The sequence below is a fragment of the Streptomyces gobiensis genome (assembly GCF_021216675.1).
In the GTDB taxonomy this organism is placed as follows: Bacteria; Actinomycetota; Actinomycetes; order Streptomycetales; family Streptomycetaceae; genus Streptomyces; species Streptomyces gobiensis.
Genome location: NZ_CP086120.1, coordinates 5053099 through 5065297, shown reverse-complemented (window position 1 = coordinate 5065297; position 12199 = coordinate 5053099). Strand labels below are relative to the sequence as shown.

General features: G+C 67.8%; 11 protein-coding genes and 2 pseudogenes. 8 read left to right on the top strand and 5 right to left on the bottom strand.

Going from position 1 to position 12199, the window contains the following annotated elements:
• Nucleotides 1–203 precede the first annotated feature (203 nt).
• Nucleotides 204–680: a hypothetical protein gene (locus test1122_RS23480; protein ID WP_232271161.1), complete on the bottom strand. Its 477-nt coding sequence runs from the start codon at nucleotides 678–680 to the stop codon at nucleotides 204–206.
• 1710 nt (nucleotides 681–2390) lie between these two features.
• Between test1122_RS23480 and test1122_RS23475 the strand changes: the two genes are divergently transcribed.
• The 4 genes and pseudogenes from test1122_RS23475 to test1122_RS23460 all read left to right on the top strand — a co-directional run.
• Complete coding sequence (locus test1122_RS23475; protein ID WP_232271160.1) at nucleotides 2391–3203, top strand: helix-turn-helix domain-containing protein; 813 nt, start codon at nucleotides 2391–2393, stop codon at nucleotides 3201–3203.
• Nucleotides 3190–3417, top strand: a complete 228-nt coding sequence (locus test1122_RS23470; protein ID WP_232271159.1) for a DUF397 domain-containing protein — start codon at nucleotides 3190–3192, stop codon at nucleotides 3415–3417. The genes test1122_RS23475 and test1122_RS23470 overlap by 14 nt, the downstream gene beginning before the upstream one ends.
• 81 nt (nucleotides 3418–3498) lie before the next feature.
• Complete coding sequence (locus tag test1122_RS23465) at nucleotides 3499–4245, top strand: alpha/beta hydrolase (protein WP_232271158.1); 747 nt, start codon at nucleotides 3499–3501, stop codon at nucleotides 4243–4245.
• Between the two features lie 156 nt (nucleotides 4246–4401).
• Nucleotides 4402–4758: pseudogene (locus test1122_RS23460) on the top strand (GNAT family N-acetyltransferase); the annotation flags it as partial.
• 138 nt (nucleotides 4759–4896) lie between these two features.
• Here the strand turns inward: test1122_RS23460 and test1122_RS23455 are convergent.
• On the bottom strand, nucleotides 4897–5319 hold the full coding sequence (locus test1122_RS23455; RefSeq protein ID WP_232271157.1) for a VOC family protein: 423 nt from the start codon (nucleotides 5317–5319) through the stop codon (nucleotides 4897–4899).
• 110 nt (nucleotides 5320–5429) lie between these two features.
• Nucleotides 5430–6032, bottom strand: a complete 603-nt coding sequence (locus test1122_RS23450; protein ID WP_232271156.1) for a helix-turn-helix domain-containing protein — start codon at nucleotides 6030–6032, stop codon at nucleotides 5430–5432.
• A gap of 131 nt (nucleotides 6033–6163) precedes the next feature.
• Here test1122_RS23450 and test1122_RS23445 point away from each other — a divergent pair, with 131 nt between their 5' ends.
• Nucleotides 6164–7147 carry an NAD(P)/FAD-dependent oxidoreductase gene (locus test1122_RS23445; protein ID WP_232271155.1) on the top strand — a complete coding sequence of 328 codons (984 nt, stop codon included), beginning with the start codon at nucleotides 6164–6166 and terminating at the stop codon, nucleotides 7145–7147.
• Between the two features lie 213 nt (nucleotides 7148–7360).
• Here test1122_RS23445 and test1122_RS23440 read toward each other — a convergent pair whose 3' ends face one another.
• Nucleotides 7361–8368 carry an AraC family transcriptional regulator gene (locus tag test1122_RS23440; RefSeq protein WP_232271154.1) on the bottom strand — a complete coding sequence of 336 codons (1008 nt, stop codon included), beginning with the start codon at nucleotides 8366–8368 and terminating at the stop codon, nucleotides 7361–7363.
• Between the two features lie 75 nt (nucleotides 8369–8443).
• Between test1122_RS23440 and test1122_RS23435 the strand changes: the two are divergent.
• Nucleotides 8444–8806 (top strand): annotated as a pseudogene (locus tag test1122_RS23435) (anthrone oxygenase family protein); the annotation flags it as partial.
• Nucleotides 8807–8955: 149 nt separating this feature from the next.
• Here the strand turns inward: test1122_RS23435 and test1122_RS23430 are convergent.
• Entirely contained in the window at nucleotides 8956–9798 is an 843-nt protein-coding gene (locus tag test1122_RS23430; protein WP_232271153.1) for an NmrA family NAD(P)-binding protein, read from the bottom strand.
• Nucleotides 9799–10248: 450 nt separating this feature from the next.
• Here test1122_RS23430 and test1122_RS23425 point away from each other — a divergent pair, with 450 nt between their 5' ends.
• A complete protein-coding gene (locus tag test1122_RS23425) occupies nucleotides 10249–11085 on the top strand; it encodes an aldo/keto reductase (protein ID WP_277879877.1) in 837 nt (278 codons plus the stop codon).
• 71 nt (nucleotides 11086–11156) lie between these two features.
• Nucleotides 11157–12116 (top strand): LysR family transcriptional regulator, encoded by a 960-nt coding sequence (locus test1122_RS23420; RefSeq protein ID WP_232271152.1) that lies wholly within the window; start codon nucleotides 11157–11159, stop codon nucleotides 12114–12116.
• Nucleotides 12117–12199 lie beyond the last annotated feature (83 nt).

Below are 12199 nucleotides of genomic sequence, written 5' to 3'. Positions count from 1 at the left end.
CTCGCCCCGACGCCGAGCCGCTTCTGAAGTGTTTCTGCAGAGATCGGCCGCTGGAACTTGGCCCTGTGCTGAGCATCCTCAGCGCGGGCCTGCTCCAACAGCTCCTCCTCCAAGCACGACGCGCCCTTCCCTCCCGGCCCCACACTCGGCTCGGGAGCCAACTGAAGTCGCCCCCTCCCGGAAGCCATAGAGGTCTTCTCCGTTCACTGGCCACGCTGCTCAGGGCATGGGTCCGACTCCTTCTCCCCGCTGACGACGGCGGGCTGCTTGGGATCGGCGACCGGTTCGGACGCCGCCTCCGACGCACCACCCGTGGTGCTGATGGCCTGGAGAAGGCCGGGGCCGACTTCGGCCCAGCCGATCAGCAGCAGCGGCCCGACCGCTTCGAAGGCAGCTTTGCCGTAGTGGCCCGCGAGCAGCGGCTCCGTCACGTTCAACGCCAGCGTCATCACGCTTGCCAGCACCAGCAGGCGACGGGCCGGACGAATCTGCTCACGCGGGGCATCATTCAGTGCCAGGTAGCGCACGCCCAGCAGCAGGCCGAGAACCGACAGGTCCACGGCGGGAGCGACCAGCGGTGCGACGTACGTCGGCACGCCCAGCCGCAGGCCCAGCGCCAGCACGTTGCCGAACCCGAACAGGAACGTCAGCCCGATGACTGCGGCCGTGATCGCGGTCACGGACCGCATCACCATCGCGTGGCCAGTGGAGGAAACCCGGCCAGGTGAGGTAGCAGCCATCACCGCACCCTCTCCGGCACGGAAGGGTTAAAGCTCCCCTCGATCAGCAGAGCGCCAGCGAAAATCCGCTGGTCACACCTTCCGCCTTCTACATGCAGTCCCGCCCAGAGCACCAACCGATGCCGGTGCCGGAACACGCGACGGCACTCACTCGGGTGGAACTGGCCCGGCCTCACGGCCCCGGCCTTGTGGGGCGCGTTTACCTCGGGGATCATTCCAGCATTCCCAGCTGGTCGACCCGATCGGTGGCTCCGCCGCGAAGAAGCAGGTCACCACGGACTACGAGTGGTTGGGGTTTTGGGTCAAGTCCCCCCTCGGACACCGATAACTTGTGCGGGTCAAGGCGAGCCTCGGCCCGTACGAGCTGTTTTTCTGGGCTCATAGGTGAGCTTGAGCCCGAGGTTCTGGTAGACCTTCACTTTGTCCTGCGGTTCGGCGTTGGCGAGACATCGCGGACGGGGCCCAGTGGCTTGAGCATGGCGCGGATCTCGTCCTGGCTCCCTCATCTTCCGCGTCCTCGCAGAAACGCTGACCGCCCGATGTCCCAGTCCCGCCACAACTCCCTGGGTCATGCCGCCTCGTAGGGCACAGCCCTGGGCTTCCTGCGCCGTACGGACGGTCAGGCCACGCAAACCGGACTGCCCTGACGGGCCTTACTTCGCCCCTTCAGGCTGCCGGGGTGTGCACCGCGGGCAGCTGCACGGCGGGAATCTCAGTGATCCGGGGAGCCGGGTGGGGTCGCTCTCGCCGACGGTCCGGCGTGGCACGACCGTGATCCGGCGGCCGTCCGGACGTACCCGGTAAACCTTGATCGTCATCGTCACCGGTCATCACTCCACCCGAGAATGGCCCGCAGATACTCGGCAGCAACAGCCACACCCAGACATTCGGCCAGTTCAGAGTCCGGGTCGATCCAGCTCTCACCATGGACATCACGGTGCAACCCGTCATGCCCCTGCTGACGGACACAGGAGAACCGGGCGGCGCACAGGGGCGGCAGGCCAACCCACGCAGGACGCCGCGCACCACACAACCCACTCACCGGCCACCCCCAACGACAACGCAGTCAACGACAATGCCGTGGTGCGCCGCCATGACCAGACGGCGGCGCTGCCGCCGCTCATACTCCACCAAGTACGGCCGTACAAGCGGCTGACCGTCCACATAACAGGGAGGCCGTAAGGACTCCGATGCCGGGGCAGCGCCGCAGGAGGCTCCGGGCACGGCGCTGGTGGTGGCTGAGGCGGGCTCTGGACGGTTGCCGGATGCTGCTTCTCCAGTCCGTACAGGGCTGCGATCGCCGTTCTGGCCATAGCAATCAGGGCATGGATAATGCTCATGTCGTTCACTCCATTCAGGCGGCCACGCCCCGGGGGTCTCACTACCTCACCGGGGTCTTCTCGTGGCGTGGTTATCGGCCGGTCACTTCTTCCCCAGCTCTGCCGGCTGGTGAGCGTCGCCCCGGAGAGCTGCGGCGAGCTCCCGGCACAGAAGGACGGTCCGCGTTCCTGAACGCGCCACTCAGCTGCGTCGTCATGGTTTCGACCCCTCCGCTCTGTACTGAACTGCTCACAGCGTGGAGTGGCCGTGGGTATTGTCACCAGTGGTAGCCGCGTGCCAACGCAGGCAGCACAAAAAGGAGTTCACCGCATGGCGGACAAGCGTGGTTCGGCGAAAAGGAATGCGTATGGGGACGAGCTACGGGAGCGGCGGGAGGCGAAGGGCTGGACGCAGCAGAAGCTGGGCACTGAGGCAGTTATGTCCCGGTCCCATATCGCGCATATTGAGGCAGGGCGGCGGCTGCCCTCCCCGGAGGACGCACAGCGGCTTGACCAGGCGCTGGACACGGGCGGGGTGTTCGTACGCTTCCTGCCCGACGGGAAGTTGGCCACGTTCTTCGAGGAAGTGGCGGAGCTGGAGCCGCAGGCCGTGATGATCCGCGAGTATGCCAGCTCGCTGGTGCCGGGCCTGCTGCAGACAGAGGCGTACGCGCGTGCGGTGTTTGCCGCTGGCTTCCCTCGTCTGAGCGAGGAACAGTGTGCGGACAACATCCGCACACGGCTTGACCGTGCCAAGATCCTTGACGGCTCACTGACTCCTGAGGTGTGGGCCATGTTTGATGAGTCGGTACTCCGCCGCCCCATTGGCGGACCGTCCGTCATGGCCGGTCAGCTACGGCACATCGCTCACCTTGGCGAAAAGCGGGTGCGGCTCCATGTGTTGCCGTTCTCTAGTGGGGCACACGCTCTGCTAGAGAGTGCGGTTACGTTGATGAGGTTCGAGGACATGGCGCCGATCGCCTACGTTGAGGGGCTGCACACGGGCACCGTGCTGGACTCTCCGGCAGTGGTCGAGCAGTCGCTGGTGTCCTACGATCTCGCCTTGGGCGACGCCTTGTCGCACCAGGAATCCCTCGCCCTGATCAGGGCTGTTGCAGAGGAATACGAGCATGCACAGCGGTAAGCACATACCCGACGCGTCGACGCTGAGCGCATGGCGCAAGTCAAGCTACAGCGGGGCTAGTAATGGCAACTGCCTTGAGGTCACTGATGCTTACCCCGCCATCATCCCAGTGCGCGACTCCAAGGATCCAAGCGGCCCAGCGCTTGTCTTCCCCGTGGACGGCTGGGCATCGTTCGTCGCGGCCGTCAAGGGCGGAAACTTCCCCAGCGCCTGACCGCCCACGACTGCCCGAAGCCCCGCCCCGCGGGCCGTACCCCGGCCACGGACTGCCCCGAAGCGCCAGGAGCAACCCAGCGTGACCACAGCGTTCGGTGTGACCCATACCCTCGCGCACGGAGTTAACGGCAAGGCGATCGACATCTACCGCCCTGGGGCCGCGGATCCAGGCTCGCTGCCAACCGTGCTGCTCTGGCATGGCCGAGGCCCGGACGAGCGGGATGTGCTCCAGCCACTGGCGGAGACGGCAGCGCGGTTAGGCGCGGCCGTCCTCGTGCCCGACTGGCGCTCCGACGCACCCGACGGTGGGCGTGCACACCTGCTGGATTCCCTGGAGTTCGCCCGGGAGTACGCGGCCTCTCCCGGCGGCGGCGCCGACCACCTGGTACTCGCCGGATGGTCGGCGGGCGGCCCCGCAGCCGTGGCCATCGCGCTGCGTCCCGATCTCGTCGGTGGCTGGCGCCCCATGGCGGCCCTCAGCATCGCCGCCCGCTACGACTGGCCATCCCGCACCACAGGCAACAGCCCGCTGAACGATCTAGCCCGTACCTCCGCCGCTGCGGTGCCGGTCTGGCTCGTCCACGGCACGACGGACGTCGTCGTCGAGAACCAGCACTCCCAGGAGTTCGCCGACGCGCTGCACGGCCGCGGCTGGCCCATACACCTCGAAGAGCCCGACACCCACCACGCAGGCGTCGTCATGACCGAGTACGTACCGGACCTCGACCGCTGCCGCCCCACCACCACCCACCACGCCCTCCTCGGCGGAACACACACCGCGCGCCTCCTCACCCACGCCGCCGGTCTCACCACCGCGCCCGCCTGACGTCGTCGACGGCTCCGCGCCCACGACGGCTTGGGCACACGATCGGTCTTTTTGGGTTCTGGCTCAACTTCCGTGATCCGTCGCCCCGAGTGACGGTACTGGTTCGTGAGGGTGCCTCCGGCTGCCCGAGCGTGCCCGTAAGTACGATGCCTAAGCCTGATCACAAGCAGGGAAGACGGCTACGAGCTCTCCACAGACCCAGACCGTCTCGACATCGACTCGATCCACCACTGGCTTTCGACTGACGCGTTCTGGGCGTTGGGCCGCAGCCGCGAAACAGTCGAGCAGTCGGTACGCGGCTCTCTCAACTTTGCTGCCTATGACGCCGACGGTTCTCAGGTCGCTTATGCGCGTGTCGTCACCGACTGGGCAACCTTCGCCTGGCTTTGCGACGTATACGTGGCTCCTGCGCATCGCGGCAAAGGTATCGGCACCTGGATAGCCGGCGCTGTTCGCGACCACCTCGCCCCTTACAAGCTCAAGCGCGTCCTGCTCTCTACTCTCGATGCCCACCTGCGCTGGCGCAACACGAACTCCCGCCACCCGGACCTTCTGGCCGCCCAGCGACGCGAACGTGCCCGCGTCCGCAGCGAAAAGGACATCTGCTGGGGCGGACGACACCGGCTGGCGGCGTGACGGCCCGGCCGCCTTTCACCCCGCGTCACCAGCCTCCCCGGCGTCGCGGTCACGAGACAGTTGGATCAAGTCCCAGCGGTTCCCATACAGATCCCTGAAGACGGCGACCGTGCCGTAAGGCTCTTGCCGCGGTGCCTCTTCGAACGCGACCCCAGCCGCCCGCATACGCTCGTAGTCGCGTTCGAACGCCTCGGTGTTCAAAAACCAGCCGACACGGCCGCCCGTCTGGTCGCCGATACGAGCCTCCTGCCCACCGGTCGCGGCCCGGACCAGGAGCACCGCCGTTTCCCTCGCCCCGGGCGGAGCGACGACAACCCAGCGTTTCCGGTCATCGACACGGGTGTCCTCGATAAGGACGAACCCCAGGACGTCCACGTAGAAAGCGATGGCCTCGTCGTAGTCACGCACGACTACGGTCATCAGCCCGAGATAAGGCATCCGACGATCTTGCCCGTTAGCCGCCTGGCCGGACCACCCCAACCCCGGCAAACCTTCCCGGTCACAGCACACGGCGCGCGAACTGCTGCTCGACACGCTGGCGGCGGACTTCACGGGGCCGGGGGCCTGTCTCGTACCCGGGGCTGAGCCCGTACGTGCATACGCTCCCCCTGGCGCCCGAAGAGGCTGAGAATCTCCACGGGGCCGTTCCCGGTGCTGCCGAACCAGTGCGGCAGCCGGGTGTCGAACTCAGCGGCCTCGCCCGGTCCCAGTACCAGATCGTGGTCGGCCAGGATCAGCCGCAGGCTGCCGGAGAGCACATACAGCCACTCGTAGCCCTCGTGGTCGCACAGGTCGGGGGTCTTGCGGGCGGCCGGAATCACCATCTTGAACGCCTGGAGCGGCCCGGGCTGACGGGTCAGCGGCAGCACCCGGTTGCCGTTGACGTTGCTGGGCGTGAGCCGGACGCGGGGGTCGCCGACCTCCGGCGCACCGACCAGTTCCTCCAAGGGCACCTGGTGGGCCTGGGCGATGGGGAGCAGGAGCTCCAGGCTGGGGCGGCGCTGCCCAGACTCCAGGCGGGACAGCGTGCTCTTGGAGATTCCGGTGGCCTCGGCGAGGGCCGTCAGCGCCACGCCGCGCTGGGTGCGCAGCCGCCTCAGCCGGGGGCCCACCTGACGGAGGACCTGGGTGATGGCAGGTGATTGCTCCATGTCGTCCATTGCACAGGACCGTTGCGGAAACAGCAACAAAAATTGCCCGCCCCGGGCCGCGATCGCACCCTGTGAGACAGCGCTGATCGCGGGAGAGGTTCGGCGGGACGAGAGAGATGAGAGAGACGGACATGACCCAGAACAATTCCGAGTACGACGTCGTGGTGATCGGCGCGGGGGCCGGCGGGCTCAACGCGGCCCTGGTGCTCGCTCGGTCGCGTCGCAGCGTGGCGGTCGTGGACGCGGGGGCACCGCGCAACGCGCCCGCCGCGCACATGCAGGGCTTCCTGTCCCGGGACGGGATGGCCCCGGCGGCGCTGCTGGAGGCAGGCCGGGCCGAGGTGACCGGGTATGGCGCCGAGCTGATAGACGGCCAGGTCGACGAGGTGCAGCAGGCCGCCGAGGGCGGCACGCGGGGCTTCGCCGTACGGTTGGCCGGCGGCCCGGCGCTCACTGCCCGCCGGGTCGTGGTGGCCACCGGGCTGCGCGACGACCTGCCGGACATCCCCGGGGTGCGGGAGCGCTGGGGCAAGGACCTGCTGCACTGCCCGTACTGCCACGGGTACGAGGTGCGGGACCAGCCGCTCGGCGTACTGGGCACACACCCGGCCGCGGTGCGGCACGCGCTGCTGCTGCGCCAGTGGTCCGACGACGTCGTGCTCTTCCGGCACACCCTGGAGCTGACCGACGACGAGCGGGAATCCCTGGCCGCGCGTGAGGTGCGCGTCGTCGACGGCACGGCCAAGCGGCTCGTCGTGGAGGACGACCAGCTGCGCGGCGTCGAACTGGCCGAGGGCAGCGGGGTGTCCCGCGGCGCGGTGTTCCTCGTGCCCCGCATGGTGCCCCGCGACGGCCTGCTGACCGGGCTGGGCTGCGAGCAGGACGAGAACGGCTGGGTCACCACCGACCGTACAGGCCGGACCAGCGTGCCCGGCATCTGGGCGGTGGGCAACGTCGTGGACTCGCGGGCACTTGTGGTCAGTTCGGCCGGGATGGGGGCCGCCGCTGCGTTCGCCATCAACCACGAACTGGTGGACGACGACGTCGAGCGGGCCATCCAGGCCCACCGGGCGGCCAAGGATCTGACCGGGGCCCTGCCCAGCTCCGCGAGCTGAACCGTACGGCCAAGCTGAACAAGGCGACAAGGAGAGCACTTCCATGGACTACTCCTCCGGAAGAGCGTCACCGAACGCATGAACCGAATGACTCGATCAGCTGACGGGAGGCAGCCTGCACCCAGGTGCAGGATCAGCGAGTGCGAAGCTGCTCAGCAGTGTGCTCCGCAACAGAGGCGCCGCCTTTCGCTTGCCAGCTTGAGGGGATCTATTTCACCGGCGTTTCCGAAGGTCACAGGCGTTTAAGGATGGTATCCGAGAGCTGAGCGGCCGGGCCGAGGCGGCATGGCCGCTGAGGCGGTACTCCTGCGGGCTCATCCCGCGTACCCGCTTGAACGCGGCGCTCAGCGCGAAGGCGCTGCTGTACCCGACCCGCCGGGCCACCGTGGCCACTGTGGAGTCCGGCTCGCACAGCAGGTCCGCCGCGAGGGTGAGCCGCCAGCCCGCGAGGTACGCCATTGGAGGCTCGCCGATCAATGCGGTGAAGTGGCGGGCCAGCCCGGCGCGGGAGACGCCGACCTTGAGGGCAAGCGACGCCACCGTCCAGGGATGGGCCGGGTTGTCATGGAGCAGCCGCAGTGCGGGGCCGACGACCGGGTCGCTCTGGGCCCGGTACCAGGCGGGGGCGCCGCTGCCGGGGGTGGCGAGCCAGGTGCGCAGGACGCTGACGAGCAGCAGGTCGAGGAGGCGGTCGAGTACCAGCTCCTGGCCGGGCTCGTCTTTGCTGATCTCTGCGGCGAGCAGCGAAACGAGCGTGTTGTCCCCGGCCTCGGCGGGCCGGACCAGCAGCGCGGGCATGGCGTCGAGAAGACGCCGTCCGATCTCGCTGGGCGCCTGATAAGTGCCGCTGAGCATCACCGACGAGCCGTCCCGCCTGTCATCGCCCCAGGTACGCACTCCCAGGGCCATGGTCTCAGTGACATCCTCGCCCTGGGAGGTGCTGCATCGCTGCTCGGGCCCGACGACGATCTGAACAGGCGTGTCAGGGGCGTCGGCGATGGTGTACGGGTCCGGTCCGCGCATGACTGCCACGTCACCGGGACGCAGCAGCGTTGGTGTGCCGTGGGCCAGGAGCACCCATGCGTCGCCGCGCACCATCGTCACCACGGAGACCGGTGCCTGGTCCTCGATGCGCAGGGACCACGGCGGATTGAAGACCGACTTGAGCAGGAACGCTCCGCGCGCCTTCGGTCCTTCGAGTAGGGCCGTGAGTGTGTCCATGGTCCAGAGTTTAGATGCTGGCGAATGAATTGACATGTTTTCATATTCACAAGTCTTAAAGATGAGAGGGGTGGGATGATGGAACTGGCGCGAACCGCGTCACTGGTGGCGGCAACGATGACGATGGGGCTGGTCGCGGGCCTCTTCTACGCATACGCCTGTTCGGTGATGCCTGGGCTGCGCCGCACGGACGACAGAACGTTCATCGATGTGATGCAGCGGGTCAACGTGGCGATTCTCAATGGGTGGTTCGTCATCGGCTTCGTGGGTGCTCTGTTGTCGACGGGCCTGGCGACGGCACTGCATCTGGTCGGCGACGGGCGGCAGGTTCTGCTCCCGGTCGCGGCCGCCTTTGCTCTGTACCTGGCGGTGATCGCCGTAACTCGCCGGTTCAACACCCCGCTCAACGATGAGCTGGCTGCAGCTGGGTCACCCGAGCGAATCGCCGATCCGGCCCTGGTACGCCGGCGGCTGCCCAGCGGCGGGTCGGCCGGCACCAGGCGTGCCCGTGCGACGTGGCGCCTTCTGCCCTGCGGGCTCCGTCCATTGGCGTGCGTCGGTCGCGGAGCCCGTCGGCCGTGTGGGGATCAGACCGCCCAGACGCCAGTGGCAGCAGCGTCGCGGGCGAACTCGCTGAAGTCCCGGGGCGGTCGGCCCAGCGCCTGCTGGACGCCGTCGACGAGGTGTGCGTTGCGCCCGTCGAGGATCAAACCGAACAGGTCGGCGAACTCGACCGGCAGGCCATTCTCCTCGAGGACAGCGCGGTACTCGTCGATCGTGACCGGCGTATAGCGGATCTCCCGGCCGGTCGCCTTGGAGAGCTCCGCGGCGACGTCGTGGAAGCTCAGCAGCCGAGGGCCGGAGAGCTCGTAGATCTTGCCGATGTGCTTGTCGTCTGTGAGCGCGGCAACGGCGACCTCGGCGATGTCGTCGGCGTCGACGAACGGCTCGACGGCATCCCCGGTGGGCAGGGCGATCTCGCCGGCGAGCACGGGCTCCAGGAAGAAGCTCTCGCTGAAGTTCTGGTCGAACCAGCTGGCCCGGACGACGGTCCAGTCGGCACCTGAGTCCTGCATGGCGCGCTCGCTGGTCTGGGCGCCTTCTTCACCGCGGCCGGAGAGCAGCACCAGGCGCCGCGCCCCCTTGCCAACGGCGAACCGGGAGAACTCGCCGACGGTCTCGGCGGCTCCCGGGAACGCGAGGTCCGGGTAGTAGGTGATGTAGACGGCGCCGACGCCGTCAAGCGCGGCCTCCCAGGTTGCGGGGTCCTCCCACACGAAGGACGGCTCGCCGGAGCGTGATCCGACCCGCACCGGCAGGCCACGTTCCGTGAGTCGCTCCGCCACCCTGCGCCCGGTCTTACCGGTGCCGCCGATGACGAGCGTCGTCTTCGTATGGGCTGCCTTCGTGCTCTGCGTGTTCTGAGTCATGGGTTCAGTCAAGCCCGCATCCGGTGAGACGAGCCATAGCCACAAAGCTCAATTACATACGCGTGCGTCTAAAGCTGGAGGGTTCGAGCCCTAGGCGAGCGGCTATGCCCAGGGGCAGCGCAGCCATTTCTGAGCGTCGCCTGCTACCCACGCGCACAGCTACCGATCCAGCCAATTCAGCTGGGCGTGTGGCTCAGCCCGGCTGGGACGGAGACTTGGGCGGCGGCCGGGGCGGCAACGCCGAGTCCGCCCGTGTCCCGATTGTGCCGCCGCGGCCAGGAGTCAGAGCAGGAGGGCCACAGGGCCCATCCCAGACCGATCGGTCCCGGCAAGCTGCGGTACCGCTTACTCCTGACGCGGGGCTGCGACTGCTCACAGCATGCGGCGTGGGGGGTTGTCGTTGATGCTGGGGGTGTATCTGTCTCTGACCGACGTGAGGACGCAGCGCTCGTGAGCAATGTTCCCGGCATCACTCTCAATAACGGCGTCACGATGCCTCAGCTCGGCTTCGGGGTGTGGCAGGTGCCGGATGAGGAAGCCCCGGCCATCATCGGCCATGCGCTTGACGCGGGGTATCGCAGCATCGACACCGCAGCCGCCTACGAGAATGAGAAGGGCACCGGCAAGGCCATCGCCGCCTCCGGGCTGCCGCGCGAGGAGCTCTTCATCACGACGAAGCTCTGGAACAGTGAGCAGGGGTACGACACCACGCTGCGCGCCTTCGACACATCGCTCGGCAAGCTCGGCCTCGACTATGTGGACCTCTATCTGATCCACTGGCCGCTCCCGATGTTCGACCGCTACGTCGACACCTGGCGGGCCTTCGAGAAGCTGTACGCCGAGGGCCGGGTCAGGGCGATCGGTGTCTGCAACTTCCACCCCGCCCACCTGCGGCGGCTGCTCGGTGAGGCCTCGGTGGCCCCCGCGCTCAACCAGATCGAGCTGCACCCCAATCTGCAGCAGGAGCAGCTACGCGCCTTCCACTCCGCGCACAACATCGCCACCGAGGCGTGGTCGCCGCTGGGCCAGGGCAGGGGCATCCTCAACGACAAGCGGATCGGTGCGATCGCCGACAAGCACGGCAAGACCCCGGCGCAGGTCATTATCCGCTGGCATCTGCAGCTGGGCAATGTGGTGATTCCCAAGTCCGCCACGCCATCCCGAATCAGGCAGAACATCGATGTCTTCGGCTTTGAGCTGGACGCGGGTGACATGACCGCAATCGCCGGTCTGAATACCGGCACCCGCCTCGGGCCGGATCCGGACACCCAGGACTGGGTCGGCTGACGCTCACATCCGCCGGTCTACGGGCTGGCCCTTGTATTGCCGTGATCTGCACGAAGCCGTAATTTCCAGGCATGGACCTGGAGGTAAGACATCTCAAGGTCATCCGGGCGATCGACGAGGCGGGCAGCCTCACCCGGGCGGCCACATCGCTGGGGCTGGCCCAGTCGGCGCTCAGCAGTCAGCTCAAGCGGATCGAGCGAGCGCTGGGCGGAGCCCTGTTCATCCGGGACCGAGCGGGCGCCCAGCCAACCCCGCTGGGCGAACTGGTACTTGACCGCGCCCGGGTGCTGCTGCCAGGCATGCGGCAGCTCCAGGAGGACGCACAGCGGTTCGCCCAGTCGTGGGGGGACATTCCACGGTTCCGGATCGGGGGTACGCACGGCCCGCTGCTGGGGGCGCTGGTGGACCGTATCTCCGCGATGCATCCGGACGCGCCGGTGAATACCTTCACTTCATGGTCGGTGAAGGAGATCTGCGACCTGGTGGGGGCGGGGCGGCTGGACTTCGCGCTGATCGGGGTGTGCGGGGAGAGCCCGCCGCCCGCCGCCGACCAGCTGTCATGGCAGGCGGTGGGACGCGACCCGGTCTTCATCATGCTCTCGGAGGAGCATCCACACGCGGGCGAAGGCGAGCTGGAGCTGGGGAAGCTCGCCGAGGAGCGGTGGGCGAACGCTCCGGGCGACGGCTGTTTCGGAGACTGTTTCTCCGCCGCCTGCGCCCGGGCGGGCTTCACCCCGCTCTCCGTCTTCGAGACGGATACCTCCTCCTGTATCCATCTTGTGCAGGTCGGCCGGGCGGTCGGACTGTGCCGTGCGACGTTCCCGCCGACCCCCGGCATCGTGACGCTGCCACTGGCCGGAACGCCGCTCAGCTGGCGACATCTGATCGGACATCACCCCGGGTCACCGGCCGCTGGCGCGGCGCCCGCGGCGGCGCTGCACGCCCGGCAAGTCCACAGTGAAGCGGCCCGGCGCAATGCGCGCTACGCGGAGTGGCTGGCGGCGAACGGGCAGTTCGGCACGGCCAGTTGAGTGTCCGCTATCCGGTTCCATCGCACCGCGAGAGGGGTGGATTGACAGGTACACACCTCAGTTCGGGGTGGCTAGTTTGAGCT

Excerpts from the sequence above, each read along its gene's own strand:
- test1122_RS23475 (WP_232271160.1), top strand. The coding sequence starts at position 2,391 with ATGGCGGACAAGCGTGGTTCGGCGAAAAGGAATGCGTATGGGGACGAG.
- test1122_RS23470 (WP_232271159.1), top strand. The coding sequence starts at position 3,190 with ATGCACAGCGGTAAGCACATACCCGACGCGTCGACGCTGAGCGCATGG.
- test1122_RS23455 (WP_232271157.1), bottom strand. The coding sequence starts at position 5,319 with ATGCCTTATCTCGGGCTGATGACCGTAGTCGTGCGTGACTACGACGAG.
- test1122_RS23450 (WP_232271156.1), bottom strand. The coding sequence starts at position 6,032 with ATGGAGCAATCACCTGCCATCACCCAGGTCCTCCGTCAGGTGGGCCCC.
- test1122_RS23445 (WP_232271155.1), top strand. The coding sequence starts at position 6,164 with ATGACCCAGAACAATTCCGAGTACGACGTCGTGGTGATCGGCGCGGGG.
- test1122_RS23440 (WP_232271154.1), bottom strand. The coding sequence starts at position 8,368 with ATGGACACACTCACGGCCCTACTCGAAGGACCGAAGGCGCGCGGAGCG.
- test1122_RS23430 (WP_232271153.1), bottom strand. The coding sequence starts at position 9,798 with ATGACTCAGAACACGCAGAGCACGAAGGCAGCCCATACGAAGACGACG.
- test1122_RS23420 (WP_232271152.1), top strand. The coding sequence starts at position 11,157 with ATGGACCTGGAGGTAAGACATCTCAAGGTCATCCGGGCGATCGACGAG.